The organism is Rhodococcus sp. YH3-3, assembly GCF_001653035.1.
In the GTDB taxonomy this organism is placed as follows: Bacteria; Actinomycetota; Actinomycetes; order Mycobacteriales; family Mycobacteriaceae; genus Rhodococcus_F; species Rhodococcus_F qingshengii.
Map to the genome: position 1 here is coordinate 1,162,328 of NZ_BCWH01000002.1, position 25,919 is coordinate 1,188,246.

26 protein-coding genes are annotated in these 25,919 nt (G+C 62.5%); 10 read left to right on the plus strand and 16 right to left on the minus strand.

Translation table 11 applies throughout. From position 1 onward, the window contains the following. The first annotated feature begins 14 nt into the window (after positions 1–14). The 3 genes from YH3_RS18265 to YH3_RS18275 are packed head-to-tail and all read left to right on the plus strand — an operon-like array spanning position 15 to position 3,099. Positions 15–1,685 (plus strand): CdaR family transcriptional regulator, encoded by a 1,671-nt coding sequence (locus YH3_RS18265; RefSeq protein ID WP_064443829.1) that lies wholly within the window; start codon positions 15–17, stop codon positions 1,683–1,685. Next, positions 1,682–1,999, plus strand: coding sequence for a nuclear transport factor 2 family protein (locus tag YH3_RS18270; protein WP_007733586.1), 318 nt, complete (start codon positions 1,682–1,684; stop codon positions 1,997–1,999). The genes YH3_RS18265 and YH3_RS18270 overlap by 4 nt, the downstream gene beginning before the upstream one ends. Continuing rightward, positions 1,999–3,099, plus strand: coding sequence for a hypothetical protein (locus YH3_RS18275; RefSeq protein WP_064443830.1), 1,101 nt, complete (start codon positions 1,999–2,001; stop codon positions 3,097–3,099). The genes YH3_RS18270 and YH3_RS18275 overlap by 1 nt, the downstream gene beginning before the upstream one ends. A gap of 11 nt (positions 3,100–3,110) precedes the next feature. Here YH3_RS18275 and YH3_RS18280 read toward each other — a convergent pair whose 3' ends face one another. From YH3_RS18280 to YH3_RS18290, 3 genes are all read right to left on the minus strand, one after another. Next, positions 3,111–3,557: a DUF2752 domain-containing protein gene (locus tag YH3_RS18280; RefSeq protein WP_064443831.1), complete on the minus strand. Its 447-nt coding sequence runs from the start codon at positions 3,555–3,557 to the stop codon at positions 3,111–3,113. 50 nt (positions 3,558–3,607) lie between these two features. Beyond that, positions 3,608–3,898 (minus strand): CD225/dispanin family protein, encoded by a 291-nt coding sequence (locus YH3_RS18285; protein WP_003940575.1) that lies wholly within the window; start codon positions 3,896–3,898, stop codon positions 3,608–3,610. A gap of 166 nt (positions 3,899–4,064) precedes the next feature. Continuing rightward, positions 4,065–5,114, minus strand: a complete 1,050-nt coding sequence (locus YH3_RS18290; RefSeq protein ID WP_064444222.1) for an ABC transporter substrate-binding protein — start codon at positions 5,112–5,114, stop codon at positions 4,065–4,067. Between the two features lie 373 nt (positions 5,115–5,487). On the opposite strand from YH3_RS18290, the gene YH3_RS18295 reads away from it, so the two are divergent. After that, complete coding sequence (locus YH3_RS18295) at positions 5,488–6,576, plus strand: 3-deoxy-7-phosphoheptulonate synthase (RefSeq protein WP_003940571.1); 1,089 nt, start codon at positions 5,488–5,490, stop codon at positions 6,574–6,576. 54 nt (positions 6,577–6,630) lie between these two features. Here YH3_RS18295 and YH3_RS18300 read toward each other — a convergent pair whose 3' ends face one another. The 9 genes from YH3_RS18300 to YH3_RS18340 form a co-directional block, all read right to left on the minus strand. Then, positions 6,631–7,638: an IS481 family transposase gene (locus YH3_RS18300; protein ID WP_154100305.1), complete on the minus strand. Its 1,008-nt coding sequence runs from the start codon at positions 7,636–7,638 to the stop codon at positions 6,631–6,633. A gap of 110 nt (positions 7,639–7,748) precedes the next feature. Continuing rightward, on the minus strand, positions 7,749–8,552 hold the full coding sequence (locus YH3_RS18305; RefSeq protein ID WP_064443833.1) for a sugar phosphate isomerase/epimerase: 804 nt from the start codon (positions 8,550–8,552) through the stop codon (positions 7,749–7,751). Beyond that, complete coding sequence (locus tag YH3_RS18310) at positions 8,549–10,276, minus strand: FAD-dependent oxidoreductase (RefSeq protein ID WP_064443834.1); 1,728 nt, start codon at positions 10,274–10,276, stop codon at positions 8,549–8,551. Before YH3_RS18310 ends, YH3_RS18305 begins: the two co-directional genes overlap by 4 nt. Beyond that, entirely contained in the window at positions 10,273–11,367 is a 1,095-nt protein-coding gene (locus YH3_RS18315; protein ID WP_007733574.1) for a Gfo/Idh/MocA family protein, read from the minus strand. The genes YH3_RS18310 and YH3_RS18315 overlap by 4 nt, the downstream gene beginning before the upstream one ends. Beyond that, positions 11,367–12,191 carry an aldo/keto reductase gene (locus YH3_RS18320; protein ID WP_064443835.1) on the minus strand — a complete coding sequence of 275 codons (825 nt, stop codon included), beginning with the start codon at positions 12,189–12,191 and terminating at the stop codon, positions 11,367–11,369. Before YH3_RS18320 ends, YH3_RS18315 begins: the two co-directional genes overlap by 1 nt. Further along, positions 12,188–14,140: an FAD-dependent oxidoreductase gene (locus tag YH3_RS18325; RefSeq protein WP_007733572.1), complete on the minus strand. Its 1,953-nt coding sequence runs from the start codon at positions 14,138–14,140 to the stop codon at positions 12,188–12,190. The genes YH3_RS18320 and YH3_RS18325 overlap by 4 nt, the downstream gene beginning before the upstream one ends. A 44-nt stretch (positions 14,141–14,184) precedes the next feature. Continuing rightward, positions 14,185–15,066, minus strand: a complete 882-nt coding sequence (locus YH3_RS18330) for a shikimate dehydrogenase (RefSeq protein WP_007733571.1) — start codon at positions 15,064–15,066, stop codon at positions 14,185–14,187. Between the two features lie 63 nt (positions 15,067–15,129). Then, entirely contained in the window at positions 15,130–16,506 is a 1,377-nt protein-coding gene (locus YH3_RS18335) for an MFS transporter (RefSeq protein WP_064443836.1), read from the minus strand. A gap of 139 nt (positions 16,507–16,645) precedes the next feature. Then, the gene (locus tag YH3_RS18340) at positions 16,646–17,563 is read right to left on the minus strand and encodes a LysR family transcriptional regulator (RefSeq protein WP_039973351.1); all 918 of its coding nucleotides are present in this window, start codon (positions 17,561–17,563) and stop codon (positions 16,646–16,648) included. A gap of 134 nt (positions 17,564–17,697) precedes the next feature. On the opposite strand from YH3_RS18340, the gene YH3_RS18345 reads away from it, so the two are divergent. After that, positions 17,698–18,390, plus strand: coding sequence for an SDR family NAD(P)-dependent oxidoreductase (locus YH3_RS18345; protein ID WP_064444223.1), 693 nt, complete (start codon positions 17,698–17,700; stop codon positions 18,388–18,390). A gap of 22 nt (positions 18,391–18,412) precedes the next feature. On the opposite strand, the gene YH3_RS18350 is transcribed toward YH3_RS18345, so the two are convergent. After that, the gene (locus YH3_RS18350; RefSeq protein ID WP_064443837.1) at positions 18,413–19,186 is read right to left on the minus strand and encodes a hypothetical protein; all 774 of its coding nucleotides are present in this window, start codon (positions 19,184–19,186) and stop codon (positions 18,413–18,415) included. A 105-nt stretch (positions 19,187–19,291) separates the two neighbouring features. Between YH3_RS18350 and YH3_RS18355 the strand changes: the two genes are divergently transcribed. Both YH3_RS18355 and YH3_RS18360 read left to right on the plus strand, forming a co-directional pair. Then, a complete protein-coding gene (locus tag YH3_RS18355) occupies positions 19,292–20,119 on the plus strand; it encodes a crotonase/enoyl-CoA hydratase family protein (RefSeq protein WP_064443838.1) in 828 nt (275 codons plus the stop codon). Beyond that, complete coding sequence (locus YH3_RS18360; RefSeq protein WP_064443839.1) at positions 20,116–21,654, plus strand: AMP-binding protein; 1,539 nt, start codon at positions 20,116–20,118, stop codon at positions 21,652–21,654. Before YH3_RS18355 ends, YH3_RS18360 begins: the two co-directional genes overlap by 4 nt. On the opposite strand, the gene YH3_RS18365 is transcribed toward YH3_RS18360, so the two are convergent. After that, positions 21,647–22,279 carry an alpha-ketoglutarate-dependent dioxygenase AlkB gene (locus tag YH3_RS18365; protein WP_007733562.1) on the minus strand — a complete coding sequence of 211 codons (633 nt, stop codon included), beginning with the start codon at positions 22,277–22,279 and terminating at the stop codon, positions 21,647–21,649. The two genes, YH3_RS18360 and YH3_RS18365, sit on opposite strands and share 8 nt — an antisense overlap. 147 nt (positions 22,280–22,426) lie before the next feature. Between YH3_RS18365 and YH3_RS18370 the strand changes: the two genes are divergently transcribed. After that, positions 22,427–22,843 carry a hypothetical protein gene (locus YH3_RS18370; RefSeq protein ID WP_007733561.1) on the plus strand — a complete coding sequence of 139 codons (417 nt, stop codon included), beginning with the start codon at positions 22,427–22,429 and terminating at the stop codon, positions 22,841–22,843. Between the two features lie 94 nt (positions 22,844–22,937). Here the strand turns inward: YH3_RS18370 and YH3_RS18375 are convergent, their stop codons facing one another. Together YH3_RS18375 and YH3_RS18380 are read right to left on the minus strand one after the other, a co-directional pair. Further along, positions 22,938–23,165 (minus strand): hypothetical protein, encoded by a 228-nt coding sequence (locus tag YH3_RS18375; protein WP_020970523.1) that lies wholly within the window; start codon positions 23,163–23,165, stop codon positions 22,938–22,940. 191 nt (positions 23,166–23,356) lie between these two features. After that, on the minus strand, positions 23,357–23,941 hold the full coding sequence (locus tag YH3_RS18380) for a hypothetical protein (RefSeq protein WP_058226137.1): 585 nt from the start codon (positions 23,939–23,941) through the stop codon (positions 23,357–23,359). 129 nt (positions 23,942–24,070) lie between these two features. Here YH3_RS18380 and YH3_RS18385 point away from each other — a divergent pair, with 129 nt between their 5' ends. Continuing rightward, complete coding sequence (locus YH3_RS18385) at positions 24,071–24,649, plus strand: TetR/AcrR family transcriptional regulator (protein ID WP_054188886.1); 579 nt, start codon at positions 24,071–24,073, stop codon at positions 24,647–24,649. Positions 24,650–24,671: 22 nt separating this feature from the next. Continuing rightward, positions 24,672–25,667: a type I glyceraldehyde-3-phosphate dehydrogenase gene (gap, locus tag YH3_RS18390; protein WP_064443840.1), complete on the plus strand. Its 996-nt coding sequence runs from the start codon at positions 24,672–24,674 to the stop codon at positions 25,665–25,667. Positions 25,668–25,919: the final 252 nt, after the last annotated feature.

Genomic DNA, 25,919 nt, shown 5'->3' on the forward strand with positions numbered 1-25,919 from the left:
GGAGTGGGTGGTACGTGTCTATCCGTGGGGTCAGGCTCGACGCGGTCCTTCGGGCGCTGGGCGGAGCTTTTGTCGAGCTCGTCCTCGCGCCGTCGGGTGATGACGTCTTCGTCGACTCCGTGGTGTTCGCAGAGGTCGGGGACCTCACGCGCCCCAGAACCGCGGCCGTCGAATCCTCTGAGCTCTGGCTCGCTGTCGGTATCGGCGCAGCCGAATTGGCGGCCTGGCTGAACCGCCTCGATCAGAAGGGATCAGCGCCTCGGGCCGTCATGTCGAAGGAGGCCTCGGACACGTCGGTGCGTGCGGCGGCACAGCGCGCCGGGATCGCCTTGATAGCGGTCCATCCGGATGCTCGTTGGGATCGATTGTTCACGACCATCCGGGGCGTGCTCGATCATTCGGTGTCCCGACAGGATTCGGACGACATCGTATTCGGTAGTGACACAGACTTGTTCGAGCTGGCGCAGAACGTCGCCGCAATCACGCGGGGGATGGTCAGCATCGAGGACGAGCATTCCCACGTCTTGGCCTATTCGGCATCGGGAGATGCTGCGGACGAGCTACGTCGGCAATCAATCCTCGGCCGCGAAGGACCTCGCGAATACCTCAGAAAGCTACAGGAGTGGGGCGTCTTCGAGAGCCTGCGGCGAAGCGACGACGTAGTGGAGGTGCCCGCTCACGACGACCTTGCGATCAGGCGACGGTTGGTGGTTCCGATTCGGAGAATATCCGACAATGTCAAGGGGGAGAGCGGTTTCAGCTCTGATCTTCTCGGCACGATCTGGGTGCAGGAAGGCCCGGTTCCCATTGCCGGCGATGCCGACAGCGTGCTCCGCGGTGCCGCGGCCGTTGCTGCTCGGCTGATTTCGCGCATCCGAGACGCGCCGAGTAACGAGGCGATACAGATTCAGCGGTTGCTCGGGGTTCGCGGCGGCGGTGTCGACGTTCCTTCGCTCGCCGCCTCGTTGACCATCCCGATGTCCGGACCGGCGATGGTGGTCGGAGTGGCGAGTATCGGAAACGGTGGGCTGCCGTCTTCGGGCGAACTCGTGTCGTCTTTGCGACTGCACGCCAGCGCCTTTCAGCGTGAATCGCTGGTGAGTGCCGTCGGCACCCGGATCTATGTGCTGTTTCCGCGAACCCAATCCGTGAAATCCACAGTCTCGTGGACCCGCGAAGTTGTCGCGCGTTTGGACAAGGTGTCGCCTTCGGGGCTACGGGCCGCGGTCTCGTCGCCGGTTTCGACGCTTGCGGAGGTGGCCCAGGCTCGGGCCGAAGTGGATCGGGTCTTGGACGGAACGTCGGGGGATGTTCGTGTGACCACCCTCGCGGACTCGCGCACACCGGTGCTGCTGGGCGAAATCATGGACACCATTGCGGCCGACGAGCAACTGCACGATCCGAGAGTCGACGCCCTGGACGTCTACGACAGACGCAACGGGTCGAACATGCGCGAAAGCCTCTCCGTTTACCTCGCACATTCGGGCGATGTCCGACGTGCATCCGAGCAGCTTCGGATTCACCCGAACACCCTCAGGTATCGGATCAAGAGGGTCGAGGAGATCACGGATACCGACCTCTCCGAGCCGTCGGCCAGGCTGTTGATGGAGATTCAGTTGGCGGCATCTGCTCGGGCAGTGAGTTCGCCGAACCTGTCGGACCCCAGCAGTACTCTTCGCGAATGATCGACTCAGCGAAGGTGCCAGGCGCAGCGCGCGCGTATTTCGACGGTGGCGACGTCCGCGGCGTTTTCACCGAAGACGCAGTGGTTCGTGACGACGGCCGTACGTATGTCGGGATCGAAGAAATCGTGGCGTGGAAGTCCGCCGTGTCGACGGCGTTCACCTTCACCCAGAAGATCGAGTCGGTCAACACCCCAGGCTCGGCCGTTGTCGTGTCGGTGAAGGTCGAGGGTGATTTTCCCGGAAGCCCCGTCCAGTTACATCACCATTTCACTCTCGACGGTGATCGGATTTCCGCTCTCACGGTGTGCCCCTGATGCCCACCGCTGACGAACTGCTCGGGAAATCCGTCGTCGCCGACCTGGCAGGCTGTCTAGAGCGAGCCTCCGGTCACACACGCCTCGCCCTCGTTCGGGGTAGTACATCCGAATTCGACGGTATGAGTCTCGGCGAACGTACGCGCGTTGTGCGGGACGCGATAACTGCCAAACTGCCTCAGGATCTTCCGGCCTTCGCCGAGATCATCCGCCGTGCGCTTTCAGAAGAGACCTTCACCGGTTGGATGATCTGGCCGGTGACCGAAGCCGTCGCCGTCACGGCGACACGAAGTGGCTCCGAGTCGGATTTCGACGAGGGAATGGCTCTGCTTGCCGAGTTGACGTCGCGTCTGACGGCCGAATTCGCAATTCGCACATTTCTCGAAACGAACCTTGACCGTTCGCTGGCGATCGCACTCACCTGGACCGGCCATGAAGACGAACACGTCCGGCGCTTGGCGACCGAAGGCACTCGCACTCGTTTGCCCTGGGGAAGACGAGTGAAAGAATTGACGGCGCGTCCCGAGTCGACAATCGTCATTCTCGACGAGCTGTATCGGGATGATTCGGAATATGTACGACGTTCGGTCGCAAACCATCTCAACGATCTCAGTCGTGCTGACGCTGCGCTCGCAGTATCGACTGCGAAGCGTTGGCTGCAGACACCGGATGCCAACACACTGAAAATCGTCAAACATGCATTGCGGACGTTGATCAAGGCCGGCGATCCAGATGCTCTGTCCCTCTTGGGGTTCTCGCCGCCCACCGACGTCGTGGTCGAGGGGTTCGTCATCGACCGCGAAACAGTTGATGCGGGTGGAGAACTCACCTTCGACTTCGCCGTCACGAACAATGGCAGCGAGTCCGTCACCGTCGTGATCGATTACATCGTCCACCACGTAAAGGCCAACGGGCAGACGACGCCCAAGGTCTTCAAACTGACAACACGAACGCTGGAACCCGGGGTGCCGGCCCGTATCGCGAAGAGGCATTCCTTCAAACCGATCAGCACCCGGAAGTACTACGCCGGCGAACATGCCGTCGAGGTGCAGATCAACGGCGTACGCCAGGTGCGAGGTGTATTCCGTTTGGACGCGTGAGGAGATCCGGCCTAGACGCGGAGACCGGCAAATATCGGGATCGGGGCGATGCGGACCGTCGTCCAGATCAACACGAGTGTCAAGATCACAGCCGGTGACCAGCGCAACTGATGCCAGAGCACGACGGGTCTTCCACGGGTGCGGGCGGTCGTCCACGAGACGTACGTGAACGCCAGTGCAAGCAGCATCACGAGGCCAAAGGCATTGAAACGCATCGCTGCACCGAAATCGCCGTGGATGAGGCTGTACGCCATCCGAGTGCTACCGCAACCGGGACAATTGACGTTGAACAGCGCTTTGGTCGGACAAACGGGAATGACCCCACCAGGTGTGGTGGGGTCACTCCAGGAGATGAAGCCGCACAGCGCAATTGCCGTGAACGCAACTGCCGCTGGCGCCTTCAGTGCGGCGAGTCGTGATATGTCATCGTTCTCGGTGTCACCACAATTCGGTGTCATTGCAGTTCGGTGTTTGGCCGTCGATCAGTGTCGCCGGTCGGCGTCGGCGGTCACAGGGAACTCGATCCGGCAAGGACGACGACAAAAAGGAAGTACAGAACAGCGACGGCAACACCTGCGCCGACTGACCACAAGGCGAACTTCTTGGCATCGTCAGCTGATTTTCGCGCAGCGTCGAACTGACCTTGCGCCCACAAAGTGTTGACCTGGCTTGATTTGACGATCGAGACGATGCCGAGCGGGAGGCAGCAGAACACTGTCACGAGAATCGCCCAGACCAGATTGTTGTCCGGCGGAGGGCCGACCGGTTGTTGCTGGCCGTAGTACGGGTTCTGCGTCATTGGTCACCTAGCGTTCGGAGAAACAGGGCGTTCGGAGAAACACCCTCTGACGTGCGAAGAGCACGGGCAGGTGACAACATAATCCGTTTCCGAGTGAGTCAGTATCGACTGTTCGTATGACAGAGAATCCGGTTGATTTCTGATTCGGAAGGCGATACCGAAGACGTCAGCGCATGACCTGTACCTGCTCGGCGATATCAGCGGCCAGGGCCATCGCAGTCAGAGCGAGGCCGTTGTTGAGGTCGTATCGCAGATGCCCGACATGGCCGTCCTGGACAGCGCGGACTCGTTTCCACGTGGGCGACTCGGCTTCCACAGCGTCGGGGTTCTGTAGCAAGACGAAGTCGGCCTGGTCGAAGATCGCAAGCTCCTCGAGGCTGTAGAAAGTCGAATCCTTCCGATCAGGTGCGGCATGGGCAGCGTCGGTCAAGACGTTCAAGCCGAGGTCCTGCGCAACCGAGACGGCGAACGTGTTGTTCTGCAGCCAGATCTGACCGCTGTCTGCGCCGGCGATCGCAATCGACTTGCCTTCGAGGAGACCACCGATCTTGGCCCGCGCTTGTGCAAGTTCGGCGTTGTATCGGGCGATGACGCGTTCGGCGACTTCGCGGCGATCGAGAGCCGTGAGCTGCGCGGTCATGGCCTGCTTCCACGACGAGCCCGTCGTGCCCTCGTCGACGACGAGCACCGGTGCGATGTCAGTGCCGAGCAGGCCCTTGTCCTGGTAGTAATTCCACCAGCCTTTCCCGACGACCAAAAGATCGGGGTCGTGGCTCAGTATCGATTCGGCATTCGGTTCGTTGTTCGTCCCACCGAGGCGAGCCGCGCCGGCGGGTACCTGGCGCATGAGTTGAGACTTCGGATCCCAATTGGTCGCGACGATCGGGTACTCGGCAAGTAGTGCAAAATCGAGGGCGCCTCGAGCTTCGAGCACCACGACGCGCTTGGGGTCCCGCGGGAGGCGGTAGGCCTGGTCCGCGACGACGATGTCGACCCACTCGTCGGAGGCTTCGGTGCCGCTGGATTCGCCCGAACATGCAGAGAGTGCGCCTAGAGCACCGAGCGCCGCCGCACCGGCCAGGAATCCGCGTCGTGTCAAGGAATCGATCAGACGGGTGAACTCGCCGTCCACATCTCTTGTCGACGGCAAGGGGGTATCGGTCGCAAAAGGGGACATCGTCGGGTGGAAGGTTTCGGTCGATTCGATCACAGGCATGAGAAGGCGTAGCTCCATCTGATGTTCCGGGCATTGGCAGGTGCCTGACCAACGTATTCGAATTCCGTAGCCGCAGCCTTGCTCGAAAGCGCCAATCGCTCAGCGGATTTGGCCATTCGTCACGGGCTCGTGCCACGGGACTCTCCCCTCGGATTCGGCTCGTTGTGGAGGGGCGCGCCCATCTGATCCGAACTCGAGGTATCGTGGCCGACATGCAGCGCGTCTATTTCTGGTTTAGCAGGCCGGCCCCGGGTGGGCCTGCCGGCGTAACCACGCGCTGACAACCTCCACCCAAGAGCCGGACTACAGACCGGCTCGCTGGAGTTTCTCTTCATCTCTGGGGTCGGCCTGAGAACAGGAAACCGAAAACCCCATGACTGTCACCATCGACACTACCGCAGCTTCGGACAGCCTCGACGATCAGCGCACTGTGAGTATCAGTCCGCTCGTGTCACCGGCGACTGTTCGTGCTCAGCACGCTCCGGACGAGGTCGCGGCCGCCACTGTGCGCACCGGTCGGGCCGACACCATCAACATCCTCAACGGTGACGACGATCGTTTGATCGTCGTAGTCGGTCCGTGCTCTGTGCACGATCCGGAAGCGGCGATGGACTACGCCCGCCGGTTGGCCGCCAAGGCCGAAGAACTGCGGGACGATCTGCACATCGTCATGCGCGTCTACTTCGAAAAGCCGCGCACCACACTCGGGTGGAAGGGCCTGCTCAACGACCCCCACCTCGACGGCACGTTCGACATCAACACCGGGCTCGGTATCGGCCGCAAGTTGCTTCTCGACGTGTCGAGCCTGGGCCTGCCAGTCGGCTGCGAGTTCCTTGATCCGATCATGCCTCAGTACATTGCCGACCTGGTCAGCTACGGTGCGATCGGCGCCCGGACCGCCGCCAGTCAGGTTCACCGTCAGCTGTGCAGCGCGCTGTCCATGCCCGTCGGTATCAAGAACTCCACCGAAGGTGACGTGCAGGTAGCCGTCGACGGCACCCGCGCCGCGGCAGCGAGCCACGTGTTCCCCGGAACGGACCTCGACGGCCAGGCTGCCTTGATCCGTACCGCGGGCAACCCCGACTGCCATGTCATTCTTCGTGGCGGTAGCGACGGACCGAACTACGATGCCGAGACCGTCGCGGACACCCTTGCCCGCCTGCGTAAGTCGAACCTGCCCGAGCGCGTGGTCATCGACGCGAGCCACGGTAACAGCAGCAAGGACCATGAGCGTCAGGTCATCGTGCTCGACGACATTGCCCGACGTCTGACCGAGGGCGAGCAGGGAATCGCCGGCGTCATGTTGGAGAGTTTCATCGAGGCCGGCCGTCAGGACCTGACCTTGGGCAAGGCGGACGAGCTCACCTACGGCCAGTCGATCACCGACGCGTGCATCGACTGGTCCACCACCGCAGCGCAGTTGGACCGTCTGGCGCAGGCCGTTGCGGCTCGGAGGGGCTGACGCCCCCGTGCGCCTTTTTGGTAGCGCCAACTACCAAAAAGGCGCACAGGGCCGCTAGGTGTATGAGGCACGGACGTTAGTTACGCGGTGCCGGCGGTAAGCGGCAGGCGGTCGTCCTCCGCGTGTTGAATGCGGTCGGTGATAATTATAGTGAACATTCCAGATTTCGACGGCGGTGCGACGCTGGGCTTCGCTGGTGTACTCGCGGGAGTACAGCAGTTCTTCGGCGAGGATGCGGTTGTAGCGCTCGACCTTCCCGTTGTGTTTCGGGGTGTACGGCTTGATCCGGTAGTGCCGTGCCTCTCGCAGTGAAGATGTGAAATCTGCTGCGCGATAGCATGATCCGTTGTCGGTGATCACGCGCTCGATGCGAGCGATTCCGTGTGCGGCGAAGAAGACGCGGGCGTTGTTCATGAAATCGATGGCTGTTGCAGCGGTTTCGTTGTCGCGGGCTTCGGTGTACGCCAGGCGGGTGTTGCCGTCGATCGCGGAATGCAGATAGGTGTAGCCGAGGCGGGCCTGTTTGTTCTTCTTTTTCCGGCGCTCGGATCGTTTGGCCTGCTCGGAGCCGCGGCCGTGGGCACGCCAGCCGCCGCCGTCGGGGATCTTCCCGACTTTCTTCACATCGACGTGGACCATCTGACCAGGTCGTTTCGCAATGATGACCTGGGGTTTTCGGTTGGTTTCGCCGTTCGGGTCGATGAACCGGCGACGGTGCAATCCTAGGTTCCGCAGAATTTTCGTGACTGTTCGACGAGCAATGACGATGCCGTCGGTTCCCAGTTCGAAGGTGATGCGTGAGGCCGACCATTTTCGGGTTCGTCGCATGGATTCGATCTCGGTCACGATCCCTGCCGCGGTGGCGGCCGGTTGGTGTATTGGTGTGCTGGATCGGTCCTGCAGTCCCAGGTCACCGTACTTGCGGTGCCGGTTGACCCACTTGGATGCGCATTGGCGTGAGATACCCATTTCTGCGGCGACGTGGGCGATCGGACGGCTCTGGCACCGCTCGACGAGTCGTCGTCTTCCTTCGACAGTGAGTGGGGCATTACGGTGTGTCACAGGGCTGGTCCTTTTTGGTCGAGAACGGTTGTGTCGCAACTCCCATTCTTACGCCGAGGACCAGCCCGTCTACTTCAGTCCCGCGTCAACAACGTCCATACCCACAACAGCTAGGCCAACACTTCTCGCGTGGCCTCGACCAGGCGCTCCAGCCAGGCGTCGGTGCCGACGGCCTGACGCAGTGGCTCGTTGGGCAGTTCGATGCTGACCGGCAGTCCGGCAGGCAAAGTCGACCAGATGTCGGCCAGGGCTATGCCGCCGGTGCCGGGCACCAGACGCTCCTCGCGGGCCTGACGGATCAGCTCTGCGTCCCCAGTGGGAGCGGGGGTCGAACCGTCGCACATCTGGGCGTAGTGCAACCACTCGCGCGGGATGGACGCAAGATCCTCGAGCGTTGTCGCCGAGCGGTCGGTGTGCAATGCGTCGACGAGGACACTGCGAGCCGGACCGTCTGCCGCCGAGACGATCTCGATGGCCGCACGTGCATCGGGCACCGCAGTCCACGGCATGAACTCGAGGGAAGCGACGATGCCGTAGTTCGCGCACAGTTCAGCGAGGCGGGCATAGGAGTCCGTGAGCCGAGCGCGGTCGCGGTCGTCGCCGCCCACCAGAACGGCTTTGGCTCCGAGCTGTGCTCCGGCTTCGAGCAGCGGAGCGTAGTCGGTGGGGTCGAAGTCGGCTGCAAGACGGATGATTTCGAGGTCGAATACCTCGACCGGTGAATCGCCCAGTCGACGCACCAGTTCGTCCAACGACTGCTTGTCCTCGTGCAGAGGGTAGGCCGTCGTACCTGGTGCCGCGGGCATCAGACGGATACCGATGGTGTCGAAGCCGTGCTTTTCAGCCAAGGCGACGTGCTGCATCGGTGCGGTGTCGAGCACTGTGAGGGCTGCCAGTCCGAGTGAGAGTGTCATGCGTGCGCTCCAACTGTCTTGGCTCCGGCCAGTTCCCGGCCGGCCAGGTAACCGAATGTCATGGCCGGTCCGAGGTTGATGCCCCCGGACGGGTAGTGCCCGCCCATCACGCTCGCCTGATCGACGCCGACGGCGAGCAACCCCTCGATGGGGCGGTCGTTGTCATCGAGAACCTGCGACGACGAGTCCGTGACCAGTCCGGCGAAGGTGCCGAAACTCCCTGGCACGACTTTCACCGCGTAGTACGGACCCTTCTGCAAGGGCGCGAGCGACGGGTTCGGCCACGGATTGGAAGCATCTCCGGAACCTCGGTTGAACGGTGTTGTACCGCGACCGAACTCGGGGTCTTCACCGGCCACGGCCCCGATATTGAAAGCTGCGACGGTTTTCTCCAACTGCACGGGGTCGACGCCGATCTTCTCGGCCAAGTCCCGAAGAGTGCGCCCACGCGTGAGGTACCCCGAGCGCAGGTACGGCTGGATCGGGATCGGCAAGGGCTTCGCCATGCCCAGCGGGAGGTATCGCACATACTGTTGATCGGCAATCAACCACGAGCACACCTCTTCGCCCTCGGGAACCTGCTCGACCATCGCGAGTGTGTAGTCGTGATAGCCGAGTGCTTCGTTGACAAACCGCTTGCCGTTCGCGAGAACTCCGATGACACCGGGCTTTCCGCGATCGAGGATGTGCGGGAACACACCTTCCTTGCCGTTGCGGTAGCGAACGATGGAGACGGGGCAGTACGCGACGGGGGAGGCGAGGGTGCGGTCGAGTCGGCCGCCCACGGATTCGCCGAGGGTGATGCCGTCGCCGGTGGTTGTCTTCGGAGTGAGTGACCAGTGCTCGTTTCCGGTGGGGGTACGGGGGAACAGTTCACGTCGGCGGTCGATGTCCTGGGCGAAGCCGCCGGTGGCTAGTACGACGCCGCGCGTGGCAGTTACCGAGTACGCGCCATCCGGACCTTCGAGGCGGACGCCGACAACGCGGCCGTCGTCATCGGTCTGCAACGCGGTCGCGGACGTCTTCACCCGAAACTCGACGCCCAGATCGAGTGCCGAGCGCAGCATCATGCCGACAAGCGCGGTGCCGTTGACGAGTTGCTGGCCACGACGCTTGGTGGCGAGATCGAACATGTGCTTAGTCACCCGAACACCACAGTGCACAAAGGCTTTTGGTGAGCGGGTCGAGTGCAGGAAAGCCTGCAGGTCGGGCCCGGCCATGATGCCCATACCGAGGAACGACGTTTCGTACAGCTGCCGACGCAGTAGCGCCGCGACATCTGGTCCGAGCTTTCGCAGACTCACCGGTTTCGGTCCGACGGAACGGTGACCCGTGCCGGCGCCCGGTGTGTCACCGTGAATATCGGCGATCTTGGCTCCGGGCACGAACTTCAGAGCAGTCGTGCGTTCGAAGAACTCGACCATCTCCGGGGCGCCGTCGAGGAGTGCATCGACCTTGGCGGCGTCGAAGTTGTCGCCGAGTCGGTTTTCCAGATACGTCCGCGGCGCCGAACGATCCTCGACAACCCCGTCGGCGATGGCAAACATGTTGCGTGGGGTCCACATCCACCCGCCCGACCAGGCCGTTGCGCCGCCGCAGGTGTCGGCCTTCTCGACAACGAGAACCGACGCGCCGCCATGTGCTGCGGCAATTGCTGTGGAAAGCCCGCCTGCGCCGGAGCCCACGACAACCACGTCGTAGGTGAGGGGGGTACTGCTACTCATTTCTGCTCCTTGGCAGTTGTTGCGAGGGTCGGTGTCGATGTCAGCTCGACAACCTTGCCCGTTCGTGACGATTCGTAGATTGCGGCGATGATGGCAAGTGACGCGCGCGCGTCTCGACCGGTGACGGCGGGTTCGCGCCCGGTCAGGACCGCGTCGGCGAAGTCCTGAACCTGCAGGGTGTGGAAGTCGGTCAGTGCCGCATTGACCGCTCCCACATCGAGATTGGCGTCGATGTCGGCGGAGTACGGCGACCGGAACTCGACTTCGCCCGGCACGGTCCAGATTTCGTTGACACCCTCGTGCCCTTCAGGAAATTCGAGGACGCTGGCAATGGCGCCGGTGCGCCCGATCACCGTCACGCGGTTACCCAGATTGTGATTGGCACCGGTAGTCGCGGTGACGGTGGCGGTGCCGCCCGAGGCAAAGGAGATCACAGCTGACGCGCTGTCTTCGGTCTCGATGTGCTCACCGTGGGTGTGGGTGCGGATGAAGCCGCTGACCGAGACGGCCTCGCCCATGAACCAGGCCAGCATGTCGATCTGGTGCACGGCCTGTGTCATGAGCACGCCACCGCCGTCGGTGTCCCAGCGTCCGCGCCACGCATCGGCCGAGTAGTAACTAGACGGGCGGTGCAGGATCACCGACGCCTCACCGAGCATGGGTAGTCCGATCCGCCCGTCGTCGATGGCGTCGCGGATCCGACGTGCTGCCGGCCAGAATCGGCGTTGGAAGAGCACCCCGAACGTGATACCGGCGCGGTCGGCGGCCTCGATCATGCGGTCGGCGGCAGCAACATCGACTGCGATGGGCTTCTCGCACAAAACATGTACACCCGCTTCGGCAGCGGCCACGACTACCTCTTCATGTACCGGGTGCGGCGTGCAAACGGTGCAGGCGTCGAGTCCGAGGGCGAGAAGTTGCTCCACTGAACTCACGGCTGCGGGAATGCCGTGCGCTGCCGCGAACTCCTGGGCGCGTCCGAGATCGGGATCGCAGCAGCCGATCACCTCGACACCGGGGACTTGTTGCAGCGCGCGGGCATGGTTGCCGGCGATCTTGCCGCAGCCGACGATTCCGACTTTCAACGTCATCAGAAATGTTCCTCTGCTTCGACGTCCCGCGCTGCAGACTCGCCGCGGTCGAGACTGTTCAGTGCTTCGATGTCCTCGCCGGATAGGGTGACGTCGAGTGCTGCCAGGTTCTCGGCCTGACGCGTCGGGTTCGCTGATCGCGCGACCGGAACCACACCCTGCGCGACGTGCCAAGCGAGGACCACTTGAGCTGGTGTGCAACCGATTCGACCGGCGATCTCGCTCACAACGGCGTTGTCGAGCACGTCACCCCGGCCGAGCGGACTCCACGACTGCGTGAAGATGCCAAGTTCGTCGTTGGCGCGGCGAACCGGGATCCGAGCGAGCGACGGGTCCATCTGAATCTGGTTGACTGCCGGTGCCTCGCCGGTTTCGGCGACGACGCGGCGCAGGTGGAGCTCCAGGAAGTTCGACACACCCACGTACCGAACCAGTCCGGCGTCGCGGCAGGCCAGCATCGACTCGAACGACGCGACATAGCGATCGATTCGCGGGAGTGGCCAGTGGATCAGGAACAGATCCAGCTGGTCGAGTCCCAGTAGTTCCAGACTCTGCTCGAGGGCGCCCCGAATGTCGCCGGAAACCTGGTCGTTGCCACGAAGTTTGGTGGTGACGAACAGTTCTTCTCGCGGCACACCTGATTCCGCCAGCGCCACACCGACGGCGCCCTCGTTGCCGTAGATCGCGGCGGTGTCGACGAGCCGGTATCCGGCCTCGATGCCGGAGAGAACCGAGTTCGTGGCGTCGGCACCGACCAGGGGCCAGGTTCCGAGTCCAATGGGTGGCAATGCAGTTGCCACGGGTGTGGCTGCCTGTGTGGTCATGCGTGAACCTCCTGACGTGCCGCAGCGGCGGCGGTGATCGCGACGGCAACGTCGGCTGCGGTCACGAGTGCGGCATGGATGGACCCGCCGTCACCGCTCGCGTCGCCGACGGTATGTACTCCGAGTCGTGGTGCCAGTGAACGGAGTTCGGCAAGAAGTTCCGAACGCGGCTCGACGCCTTGCGAGATCAGCAGTTCGCCGGGAGCATCGACCTCGCTCAGCACACCGGCCGTCGAAATCGTGACGCGGTCAGCGGCGACTGTGGTGACGATCGAGCTGAGGTAGGTCGTGAGGTTCTCACTTGCGGCCAGGCGCGGCAGCAGCACGATCTTTCCGCGGCGTCCGACGTCGTGCGCGATGGTTTCCTGCGGGCCGATCATCACGACCTGGGTGCCCTTCTGAAGGAGATCGTCGGCGACGGCCGCAGCTTCACGGTCGGCGCCGAAGATGGTGACAGCGGCAGGAGTCGGATCGCTGGAGACGAGGAATTCGCGGACGTCGCGAACGGTACGGGTAGCTGCTCCGGGGAGATCGACCACGGGGCCGACGCCGCCGGCGGCAAGAACTATGGCGTCGAAATCGACACCGGAGAGCAAAGCAGCATCTACCCGGGTCGAGGTGTGGCAGTGGACCCCGAGTTCAGCCAGTTCCGCGGCGTACCAGTCCACGATCCGTCCATATTCGGGATACTCGTGAAGCTTCGATGCCAGAGCGAAGTCGCCACCGAGGCTGGGTCGCTCGTCGTACAGGTCGACGCGGTGACCGGCAAGTGCGAGGTCGCGGGCAGCGGCCATTCCTGACGGCCCGGCACCGATGACGGCGACCCGCACGGTGGCATCAGCCGGCTTTGTAGGCTGATCCAATTCGCGGCCGACCCACGGGTTGACGGAGCAGGGAATGGGGCCGGCGGCCAGGCTGTCGATGCAGTAGTTGCAGGCAATGCAAGGGCGGTACCGGCCACCGTCGATGGCACGATTCGGGAAGTCCGGATCTGCGTGCAGCGTACGAGCCATGCTGACGAAGTTCGCCTGCCCGGATTCGATGATCCGCGCAGCGATCTCCGGCGACGTGATGCGTCCGGCCACTCCCACCGGGATGTCGAAGTCGCGCTGGTACTGCTCGGAGTACGGCGCGAGGAGACCGCGCGACCATTCACCGGGCTGGATGATCCACTGTCCCGCTTCGTAGTTGCCGGCCGAGACGTCGAGGAAATCGAGTCGGTCGGTGTCGATGGCGCCGATGCGAGCGCGAGTCATCTCGGCGTCGAGTCCGCCGTCGATGCCTTCGAAGGCTGAGAATCGGAGTCCCAGAGTGATTCCCGGTGCGTGCTCGTGGACGGAGGCGATGACCTTGTTGACGAACAAGGTGGGGTCGGCCCACTCGTCGTCGCGGTGATTGTAAGCAGGGGAGAGGAACTGGTGGATCAGATACCCGTGGCCACCGTGCAGGGAGATGACGTCGACGCCGGCCTGCTGGCAGCGTGCCGCGGCTTCACCGAAACATTCGATGATGTGCTCGATGTCGTCGCCGTCGAGTTGTTCTGGCATCTCGCCGCCGACAACCAAACACGGAATCGGTGTCGGGGCAACGGGAACAAACCCGCTGACAGAACCTTGCGCCGTACGTCCACCGTGGTTGAGTTCGACTCCGACGAGGGCGCCGTGAGCGTGGATCGCGTCGGCCATCTTCTTGATGCCGGGAATCCGTTCGTCGACGTCGACGCCCATCTGCCGGATGCGTCCCTTGCCGTCGGCACGCACGTAGCTCGCTTCGGTGAAGATCAGTGCAGCACCACCTTCGGCGCGGCGGGCGAGGTACGCGATGTACTCGTCCGTCATGGTGCCGTCGACTTCGCAGTAGTTGCGTTCCATCGGGGCCGACACGAACCGGTTCCGGAGGCGGACGCTGCCCATGTCGAGAGGTTCGGCGAACGGCGCAGTCACGTTCATCAGTGCTCCTGGTACTTCGCGAGAAAGTAGGTGTTCGGTTGTGCTCATGCGCGTGCCGTCTCGGAGAGCAGCTCGCTCAGATGGCTGCGCATGCGATCCGTATCGGCTTCGACACCCGTCAGGAGTGTGAAGGTGTCAGAGGCTTGAGCCACCAGCATCTGGCCGCCGTCGAGGACTCGACATCCGAGAGTAATTGCAGCGTCGAGCAATTCGGTGCGCATCGGCCGATAGACGATGTCCGCAACCCACAAGCCCGCGTGGAGCGCCGCGGGGTCGAACGGAGTTCCGGGATGGCCGACCATCCCGATCGGAGATGCGTTGACGACGCCGTCGCACGTAGTCAGGTTGACGGCGATCTCATCGATCGCCAAAGCCGTTGTGCGCGTGCCAGGGAAGGCCGAGGCGACGCGAGAACACACATCGGCAGCGCGAGCGGGATCAATATCTGCGATGCGAAGATCCGTGGTGCCGGCGGCGGCGAGTGCGTATGCCACAGCGGAACCCGCCCCTCCTGCCCCGGCAAGCACCACTCGGTCCAAGGCGGCGTCGGGCAAACCGCGCTGCAGTGCTGTGAGGAATCCGCTGTGGTCGGTGTTGTGGCCGATCAAACGGCCGTTGTCGACCACAACCGTGTTGACGGCACCGAGCAACCGCGCGTTGTCGGACAGCTCGTCGAGCGCGTCCACGACAACCTGCTTGCACGGGTGGGTGATGTTCAGTCCGGTGAAATCGCCCGCGACGGCGCCACGCACCACCTCACCGGTTTTCTCGACCGAGATGTTCAGGTTCTCGAGATCTACCAGTTCGTAGCTGTAATCGTCGAGTCCCAGTGCTGCTGCTTCGTGTGCGTGCAACGCGGGCGAGAGTGAGGTGGCGATACCCGACCCGACAAGGCCGATACGGTGACGTGTGTATTCGGTGGTCATGACATTCTCCTGCATAAGTGGGGACGGCCCCTCGCGGCAATTCAGCGCGAGGGGCCGGTCCGGTCAAGCGTTGTTGCTGGTGAGCTCTGAGTCCTGCTTGATCGGCAGGCTCGGCTTCGGTTGGCCCAGTTCTGCTGTGGGCGTGCGGTACGTTTCCGGTCCGGTCATTGCCGCGATGGCGGAGACGACGGCGAAGCCCGGGCACATCCAGGCAACCGGTGTCCAGTTGCTCTTGTCTCCGGCTGAAATCGCCTGAGCGATAGCCGGTGTGAAGCCGGCAACAAGGAGTCCGAGCATGAGGCTGACGGCCATTCCGGTGTATCGGACCTTCGCGGGGAACTGCTCCGGGAAGTACGCCGGGTACGTGCCGTTGGGCATGGCGTAGAAGATGCCGATCATGACGATTCCCGAAGCGAAGACCATGGGGACGCTTTGGGTTCCGATCGAATGGAAGAAGACGAAGATCATCAGGCCGGCTCCGATCGCGCCGACGACGAAGATGGGCTTGCGTCCGTAGCGATCCGAGAGGATGCCGAACAGCGGCTGAGTCAGTACGGCAACAAAATTGGCGGTCGCGATTGCCCACAGCATCGTGGAGCGCTCGAAGCCGGATTCGACGGCGTACGCCAGGGCGAAGACGTTGACGATGGTGTTGATCATCGCGAAGGTCGAGCTCATGCTGATACGGATCACGGTGCGCCAGTGCGAGCGGAACATCTCGACGACGGGAATTCCGGCCGTCTCGTCCTGTTCCTTGAGTTCCTCGAATACCTCCGGCTCATCCAGGGCGCGACGTAGCCACAGCGCGACGACGGTCACGATGATGCTGAGCCAGAAGGGAACTCGCCAACCCCACGAGTAGAGGTCTTCGTCGGGCAGGCTCGCCACTGGGATGAATACCAGGCTGGAGACGACGATGCCGAACATGATCCCGCTCATGGTGAACGAGGTGAAGAACGAACGACGGTGATCAGGTGCGTGTTCGAGCGTCAGTGCCGAAGAGCCGGGTGATTCACCGCCCGCAGAGAGCCCTTGAAGAAGGCGAAGCAAGACGAGAATGATCGGCGCGGCGATGCCGATCTGGTCGTAGGTCGGCAGGCAACCGACGATGACCGTCGCAACACCCATGAGGAGCAGGCAGGCGAGAAGCGCGTTCTTGCGTCCGTACCGATCGCCGAGGTGTCCCCAAAGCACCGCGCCGAGCGGGCGGGCGACGTAGGCGACACCTAAGGTGCTGATCGAGAGCAGGGTTGCCGTTGATCCGCCGCCGGGGAAGAAGATCTTGGGGAACACCAGCGCGGCCGCGGAGCCGTAGATGAAGAAGTCGTAGTACTCGAGGGTGCTGCCGAGGAAGCCCGAAACGGCGGCGCGGCGCGCATTCGAATTCGGGTGCTCCGCAGTGGAGTGCGTGGAACCGGTGGAGGTGATCGGTGGTGCCATGTGAAGTCCTTTCGTCCCGATGGGCCGGCCGTGGCGGCACGTTTGGTGATGCACCACGCATCGGTGACGTCCCTCACCTTTCGGCGGCTGAGACGACAGTGCCACGAAGGACTATGGCGCGTCCAACACTAAATGAGTCTCAGATAATGACGTTTTTGGTCTCAATCTCCGGCGTCGGCAGAATTTCCTCGGATGTCTCCAATGCGACGGCGAGCGCATCGGTCATGTGCCGCGGTGACCAGGCAATTCCGTGATTCATGAACGTCGGCTCGCCGGTGAGTGGGACGAACACACTGCCAGGTGGGGTGATAGCAGCCATACCGGACGTCATCAGCGCTACACCGACGCCGGCGGCAACGAGCATCAGGATCATGTACGGATCGGTGATCTCCTGAACCACGCGAGGCCTGAAGTCTGCGTTGATGCAGGCGCGCATCGCGGTTTCCTGGAGGGCCGAGCCGGCCGAGAGCGGGGTGGTCACGAATCCGTCGTCGGCCAATTCGCGGAGGTCGATCGCGTCCCTCTCTGCGAGGGGATGGTCGATCGGAAGCACAGCGCCGAATGCCTCCCGTCGGATCAGCCGGGTAGACAGTGATGCGGATTCCACGGGTAGTCCGACGAAGGCGAGATCGAGGGCGCCGCTCTCGAGTTGGATGACCGCGTCGCGCGTCATGATCCGGCCGAGGAGTGTCAGTTCGACTTCCGGATAACGCTGACGCAACGCGCGTGTCAGTGGCGGAAGTGCTTGATAGTTGAGCACTCCGGTGAACCCGATTGTGACTCGTCCGTAGACGCCTCCCGACGACGCGCGCGTAGCGTGTCGTGCCGTCTCCATGTTCTCGATGACGCGATAGGCGTGGGGGAGAAAGGCATGTCCGCCGGATGTGAGTGCGACGCTGCGAGTGCTTCGTTCGAACAACTTGACGCCGATGTCCTTTTCGAGCTTTCGGATCATCTGGCTGAGCGGCGACTGGGCCATCTGGAGCCGTGATGCGGCCCGCCCGAAGTGAAGTTCTTCCGCAACCGCGACAAACGCGTGCAACCAGCGGGTTTCCATCGGCAAGGCCTCCAGGTATTTGACGTTGACAACAAACGCCATATATTCAGAATTTCTACACAGTGTGACGGCAATTATGCCTGTTTGCAACATAAATTGAGTGCGTAGCGCACAGAAACTCAGGAGTGAATGCGATGCAGGGTTACCCAGAGGGTGTCACAGCGCTCGTTACCGGCGGTGCGAGCGGAATCGGCGCCGCCAGTGCAAAGCTGTTGACGGAGAGGGGAGTTCGGGTGGTAACGGCAGATCTTGCCGAAGGCGCGGACGAACAACTCGACGTGAGTGATCCGACAGCAGTCGATGCGCTTCGAACCAGGCTCCGCAGAGTCGACATCTTGATCAACAGTGCGGGAATCGTAGGACCATCAGCGCCACTCGTCGACGTCGACCTCGCGGCTTGGCAGCGTACGTTCCGCATCAACGTCGAAGGGACATTCCTGATGTGCCGGGCGTTCGTGCCGGGGATGGTTGCGTCGGGGTGGGGGAGGGTCGTCAACCTCGCAAGTATTGCGGCCAAGGACGGAAACCCGAATCAGAGTGCATATTCCGCGTCCAAAGCGGCCGTCGTCGCGCTGACGAAATCACTCGGCAAAGAGGTCGCCACCACCGGTGTGCTGGTCAACGCGATAGCTCCGGCGGCCGTGGAAAGTCCTATGAATGCCGGCACCGATCCGGCCATCCTCGCCCGTTCGCAGTCTTTGACGCCGATGGCGCGAATGGGGAGGGCCGACGAGATTGCCGAACTGATCTCCTGGCTGTCGTCGTCGGCGGTAAGTTACTCGACCGGCGCCGTGTACGACGCCAGCGGCGGCCGTGCAACATACTGAATTACCTTCTGGGAGAAATCGATCAGAACCGGAGCAGTGACTGCCACAGTTCGCGAGATGCGTCCTGGTACTCGAGCATGTGCGAGATCAGTTCGCGCAGTGGCTGTGTCGGTTCGAGTTCTTCCGGAAGGAGCGGATTGCGCACGATGACCGCGATCACCGCGCTGCCCAGAGCAAGTGATTCGCGGGCCGCCTCCTCGCGACTGATTGTCGCCAGGCGTGTTTGCGCCTGTGTGAGTGCTTCACGGGCCTCGGCGATGTCGGCCAACAGTGCTTCCGAGTTCCAGAGTGTGCGGATTGTCGAATCATCCTCGGGGGCAAGGTGAGCGATTTCCATGACGGCCGATTCGGGGGCGGCGCCGAGTCGGCGGAGAGTGCGGCGGGCGCTGTCCGTGCCGCCGAGGAGATTGTTCGGACGGACTGCGAGTGTGGGCTTCCACTCCTCGTAACCCGCCAGTCGCAGCGCTTGATCGTGCCGGCGGGCGGCAGTGCGGTCGCTTCGTTTGAGCCCCGAGTGCTCGACGGCGATCCAGGTACCGTCCCAGGGGCGTATGCGATCGGTACGAGTTCGCCACCCCTCGACCTCGCTGTAGGTGGGGATGCCGTCCGGGTTGAGGACGTACGTTCCACGAGCGGTACGACGCAGTTTGTTCTCGCGGCACAGTCGGCCCGCTGCCACGCGAATGCTTGATGCGCTGACGCCGACGATCTCGCCGGCCCGGGTCAGCACAGCGGTGCTGAACTCGGTGTCCGGGCTCGCTGTTGCGAGGTCCAGCACAACTCGGGTTGCGGACATTCCTCGATCAGTTTGTAACAACTTTTGAACAACTCCTGACAAATTCTGTTACAAGTGGCATGGTGGGTACCGGGAAACCTTATCCGCGAGCAGTGAGGAAATATCGTGACCGACTCCGATCGACCAGGTGGCGATGTCTATGTGGAGCGTGACGGTGGCGTCACTGTCATCGTGATGAATCGCCCTGATCGCAAGAATGCGGTGGACGGGCCGATGGCGGCGCAGTTGCGTGATGCCTTCCTGGAATTCGAGTCGGACGAGAGTCAGAAGGTGGCAATTCTGTGGGGTGCGGGCGGCACATTTTGTGCCGGTGCGGATTTGACCGCAGTCGCCGACCCCGCGCGCGTGCACGAGTTGCATCCGGAAGGCGGCGGCACCGGCCCGATGGGGCCGAGTCGGTTGGTGTTGTCCAAACCATTGATCGCCGCCGTCAGTGGATACGCAGTGGCCGGAGGGCTCGAGCTTTCATTGCTCGCGGACCTGAGGATCTGCGAGGAGGATTCCGTGTTCGGAGTCTTCTGCCGGCGCTGGGGAGTTCCTCTCATCGACGGCGGGACCGTGCGACTGCCGCGAATCGTCGGGCAGGGGCGAGCGCTCGACATGATCTTGACCGGTCGCCCGGTCGACGCTTCGGAGGCGTTGGCCTTCGGACTGGCCAATCGTGTTGTTCCAGTGGGGCAGTCACTCCAGGTAGCCAAGGAGCTTGCGCACCAGTTGTCCGCTTTCCCACAACTCTGCATGCTCGCGGATCGCGCATCGGCCTACCGATCTTTTGATCTACCACTTGCCGAAGCACTGCGCGCCGAGGGTGTCGCAGGAAATCCCATTGTCATCGCCGAAGGTGTGCGCGGCGCTGCTGCGTTCGCCGCGGGCGCCGGCCGGCACGGCCGATTCGAGAACAACCCGAATTCGAACGAGGAAACTGAACCATGATGCCCGTAACCCGAGATCTGATCGCCCGTGGTGCGCGACAGCACGGACCGCGAACAGCCGTCGTCTTCGGCGATCGATCGATGACGTTCACGGAAGTGGACGAACTCAGCAGCCGATTGGCGCATACATTCATCGCGCTCGGTATCGGGCGTGGCGCACGGGTTGCGTTGCTGGTCAACAACTCTCTTGCCAGCGTGCCTGTCGATTTTGCGTGTGTCAAAGCCGGCATCAACAGGGTTCCGCTCAACTCGCGACTCTCGCTCGACGAGCACGCACGAATGCTCGAGGACACCGACACCTCGCACGTCGTTTTCGGTACTGACCTTGCCGGCCGAGCTGCTGAACTGTCCGCCAGGTTCCCGGATCGGACGTTCGTCGGGCTGGAAACAGGTGCGGAGGGGCAGCTTTCGCTGTTGGATCGAGCACAGGGCATGTCTTCGGCCACTCCGGACGTCGAGGTAGATCCCGACGACGTGATCCTGACGCTGTTCACTTCCGGGACCACGGGAACGCTGAAGGCCGCGCAGCACACTCAGCGCAGCTACGCCGGAATCTGCCGCAATGTTCTGCTCAATCTGCTTCCGGCGACTCAGGACGACACGATGTTGCACGCAGCATCACTGATTCACGCCAGCGGTGTCTTCGTGCTTCCATTCTGGCTCCGTGGCGGTAAGACCGTCATCCTCCCCGGTTTCGACCCGTCGACCTTCTTGGACTCGATAACCGAGCATCGGGCTACAGCAATCAATCTGGTGCCGACGATGATTCAGATGCTCCTCGAACGCCCTGATTTTGCGAGCGCAGACATCTCGAGTCTGAAATCCGTGATCTACGGTGCGTCGCCGATGCCGCTGGCCACCATCGAACGTGCAATGCAGGCGTGGGGGCAACACCGTTTTCTCCAGTACTACGGGCAGACCGAGGCACCGCTGTGTATTGCAGTCTTACGGCCCGAAGATCACACGGAAGATCGCCTGCTGTCCTGTGGTCAGCCGGCCATCGACGTCGAGATCAGGCTGCTCGACGGCGAGGGAAACGAAGTGCCCCAGGGAGAACCGGGTGAAATCGTGATCCGCTCGCCATCGGCGATCGCCGGATACTTCAATGCACCGGAACTGAATGCGGACACCTTCACCGAAGACGACTGGGTTCACACCCGTGACATCGGTCAGTTCGACGCCGAAGGATTCTTGTTCTTGAAGGACCGAGCTTCGGACATGATCATCAGCGGCGGATACAACGTCTACCCCCGTGAAGTCGAGGATGCACTCCTGACGCATCCGTCTGTCCGTGAGGTCGCCGTGGTGGGTACCGCCGACGCCAAGTGGGTGGAGGCGGTCACGGCTGTGGTGGTGCTCGAGGACGGGACCGTCGAAAACGACGTACTGCAAGCATCATTGGTCGCGCACGTCGGCGAGCGACTGGCGTCGTACAAGAAGCCGCGTCGGGTTGTTTTCGCAGAATCCATACCGAAGACGGCCGTCGGCAAGCTCAATCGGAAGGCGCTGCGAGACGAACTCCGCGACGCTATCTAACTCCGCGAGTGCGGAATTGAACGCTGATTCTCGGCCCGAGGGCCCGCGCACTCTTCGGGACACAGTGCTCCCACGTGCGTTGGCAGGATCCGCCCATGACGAGTAGATCTCCGTGTCCGAGATTGAAGCGGATGGATTCGCCGCCCCCACGAGGGCGCAATAGGAGCGGGCGAGCCGCACCGAGAGACAGGATGGCCACCATCGTGTCCTCGGTGCGACTTCGTCCCGTATCGTCCCCGTGCCAGGCAACGCTGTCGGAACCGTCGCGATAGAAACAGAGACCCGACGTGGCGAATGGTTCGCCGAGTTCGTCGAAGTAGTGACTGCTCAGCGCGTCTTTGGCTTCGGTGAGAAGTGCGTCCGGCAGTGGTTGATTCTCTGCGTAGAAACACACCAGACGAGGGACGTCGACAACGCGGTCGTACATCTGACGCCGTTCGGAACGCCACGGCACCGTAGCTTCCAGATTGTCGAACACGGCCTCCGATCCGGTCAGCCAGGCCGGGCGATGGTCGACCCATGCGCCGGCGGTGAGGATACGTCTCTGCACCGTGCCCTCGAGATCGCCCAAAGAGACGCCCAGGTCACCGTTGTCGAACAGAGACGGTTGCATCGTGGCGGTCATAGACTCCACCGTACACCGAAATCGAACATATGTTCCCATGAAATTTGATTGCAGTGCTGGACGGCTGTTCATCCTTGCTGGGTGATGTCCGGCGGCGTGAACCTTTGAATACTGTTCTCACGCTATTTCGCCGAAGAAGGGGATGTCATGACTGCTCCGCACCAATCTCATGCGAACCATCCTGTCCGACAAGGCTTTGCCATCGGGACCACGGTGGCGGCAGCATGCCTGCTCTTCGTCGCGGGAATCGTCGCGTTGCTGCAGGGCATCGCGGCTCTCGCGGACAACGATCTGCTGATCGTCGGAGTCAATTACACCTTCGAATTCGATGTCACGACATGGGGTTGGATCCACATCGTGCTCGGAATCATCGGCATCGCGGTGTCGCTGGGATTGTTCGTCGGCATGGCGTGGGCCCGCGGGATGGCATTCGTCATCGCGGCACTTTCGATCGTGGCGAATTTCCTGTGGATGCCGTACTACCCGCTGTGGTCGATCGTGATCATCGCCCTCGACGTCGCTGTGATCTGGGCCGTCGCGACCTGGCGACCTGACGAGGTGTGATCCTCTGACCGAAGTGAGTGGTTCACCTGCGGTAGGTGAACCACTCACTTCGCTGTGTCCGGGCCTCCACGGTTGGCCTCATCCCTACGCGGCGTCAGCGCCGTTTCGGTGACTCGCGATCCTGGTTCTCGCGCGGACGCATGTCCTTCGTCGATCGGTGTGGGAAGCCATGGATCATCGAGCAAGAGATCCAGCAGATCACTACCGTTGCGATTCCGAGTCCGATCGACGCGAATGGTTCCTGCGTAGCCAGCCAGACGCTCAGTCCGATTGCCGTCCCGACGATCAGAATCAGGATGGTGTCGAGTCGTGTCGTTTGCATCGAAATCATCGCCTGGCACAGATAGTTTCTGGCGGCCCGCTGGTTTTGGCGGCCCGCCGCCCGGCGAGTGACAGCCGGGGGCAGACCTTGCGCGGCTGACCCCTCGCTCTGGAAATCGCCGCCGCAAGTGATCAATACCCGCGAAATTCGTCTGCGAAACTCTTGGCAGGCAGAACAGGACCTTTGGCCGGTCAGATCGATTCCGCGCGGTTGGCCGCCTCGATGAATCGGGACCAGAACGGTACGCGGACGCTAATGGGAGAGAGTGTCTTTCGGCCCTGTCCGAGGGGGAACTCATTGGCGAGATATTCGAGGAGGTTTGCCCCGTAGTAGACGATGTCGGTCTGCCACACGGAGATCACCGGCGATCCCGAGGGGGAGGGTGCGGCGGGCGTGAAGCGGTGAGCGAAGATCGGGACAAGGCGCGGCCACGCTCCGATCTGTTGACGCACGATTGTGGTGACGTCCTCGGGTGAGGTGGGCATTCTGCCCCACGATGCCGGCCAGAACGGTGGTTGTTGATGCAGTGCATCCCAAATGAAACCTTCGGTGACTTTATCTAGCCACGTACCCAACTCGAGGTCGTCGGCGCTACGCCAGTTCGGCCAACGGTCGCCAAGTGGTAACGCAGTGGCAAGAAGGCTGCGGTGGTCTGGGTTGAAGTGAAATCCAAAGCGTTCGTGGACGGAATCGAACTCTGCGTCGGTCAGACCCTCGCTGAGTTCGATCCCGGCCCCGTTGAGCAGTGCCGCTGCCTCGCGCCCGACGTGCTTCATTTCAGGAGTCTTGCAGATGCCACGTCCAGAACGGCAACGATGCTCTGGTCGATCACCGCACAATCGCCCGGCCGGCCTGTTGGTCGAACCTACGTTGAGGTTGTACATACTAGTTGTTACAGTCGATTGGTGAACTCAAAGGACCAGCTGACGGGTGCGATGGCAGAGCTGTTGTGGGAGCGCGGCTATGCAGCGACGAGCCCACGCGACGTGATGACACGTGCCGGGGTTGGCCAGGGCAGCATGTATCACCATTTCAGTGGAAAGCACGAACTCGCGGTAGAGGCGCTGTCTGCAGTTACCCGAGAAATGACGGGCGAGTCATCTCCGTTGGGTGGAGAAGGCTCGCCCCTCGAACAGATGAAGCGCTACCTCTCATTGCCGCGGCCGGGTACTCGGGGGTGCCGGGTGGGTCGGATGACCCAGGACCCGGAAGTGGTCACGGATGCAGAACTGATCGCAGTTGTTGCGAATGCCTTCGACACCATGCTGAACCATTGGGAGCGGGCGATCACTGCCGCGATTGCTGCAGGAGAACTTCCGACGAGCATCGTCCCGGCGGATCTCGCGCGAACGCTGGCAGCCGTCCTGCAGGGCGGCTATGTACTTGCCCGCGCGCAGGGTGAACAGGGCCCGATGGACGCGGCGGTTCGTGGAGCCATTTCCCTGCTCGACGCCGCCCAGTCCGCTCTCTGCACCGATCACTGACCAACTCGAGAAAGAGAAATCAATGTCCGTTCGTATCGGAATCAACGGCTTCGGCCGTATCGGTCGCAGCTACCTGCGGGCTGCGCTAAGCAGCGATGCAGATGTCGAGATCGTCGCGATCAACGACATCGCCGACGCCGCAACCCTCGCTTCGCTCCTGGAGTGGGACTCGGTGTCCGGTCATCTGGACGGCGTCGAGGTCGACGGGGACGCGATTCTCTTTGCAGGAAAGCGCATTCGCGTCACCTCTGAGCGCGAGCCGTCCCTCATCCCCTGGAGAGCCGAACGCGTCGATGTCGTCATAGAGTCGACCGGCAGATTCACGGACTCGGTCAACGCTCGCCAACACCTGACAGCGGGAGCGCGAAAGGTGATCATTTCGGCTCCCGCCGACAGTGATGTCCCTGCAGTTGTACTCGGAGTAAACGACGACGTCCTCGACATGTCGGAGGACGTATTCTCGAACGGATCCTGCACGACCAACTGCCTCGCACCGATGGTTAAGGTGCTGCACGAGGCGTTCGGCATCGAGTCCGGACTGATGACGACGATCCACGCCTACACCAGCGACCAGCGCCTCCACGATGCTCCTCACAGCGATCTCCGGCGCGCTCGTGCCGCGGCATTGTCTACGATCCCGACTTCCTCCGGCGCCGCCGCCACCATCGGGCGGATCATCCCAGAGCTGGACGGAAAATTGACCGGACTCTCGCTGCGCGTCCCCGTGCCAGTCGGTTCTATCACCGACCTCACTGCCCATCTCTCACGACCGGCGACTGTCGTGGAGATCAACGAAGCGTTTCGCGTCGCATCGCAGACTCCCGAACTCTCGTCTTACCTTGCCTATTCGGAGGCGCCACTTGTCTCTGCCGACATAGTCGGCAATCCCCACTCGGCAATCTTCGATGCGCCCCTCACACAGGTCGTCGGCGAACAAGTGAAGGTTTTCGCCTGGTACGACAACGAGTGGGGATTCTCGAACCGGCTCGTCGAGCTTTCGCAGCGGGTTGGCCCATAGCGACCAGACGCAGGGGCGGAAGGCTTCGGTCGTGGAGGCTGTGCGACGGAAACTCATTTCCCATGGGGGACCCTCGTATGGACCGCACTGGTGCGTGGTGCCCGCAATGATTGGCCGCGATGTGCCCTCACCTGTGGCAGAGGGCGCTGGGTTGTCGAGCGAGTCCGCCATCGTTGCCGTAGATCGGTTGCCGGTGATCTCACCGTACTAGTCGGAAGGTGGTCTGGGCTCGAGGAAATCGGGAGGTGCGGC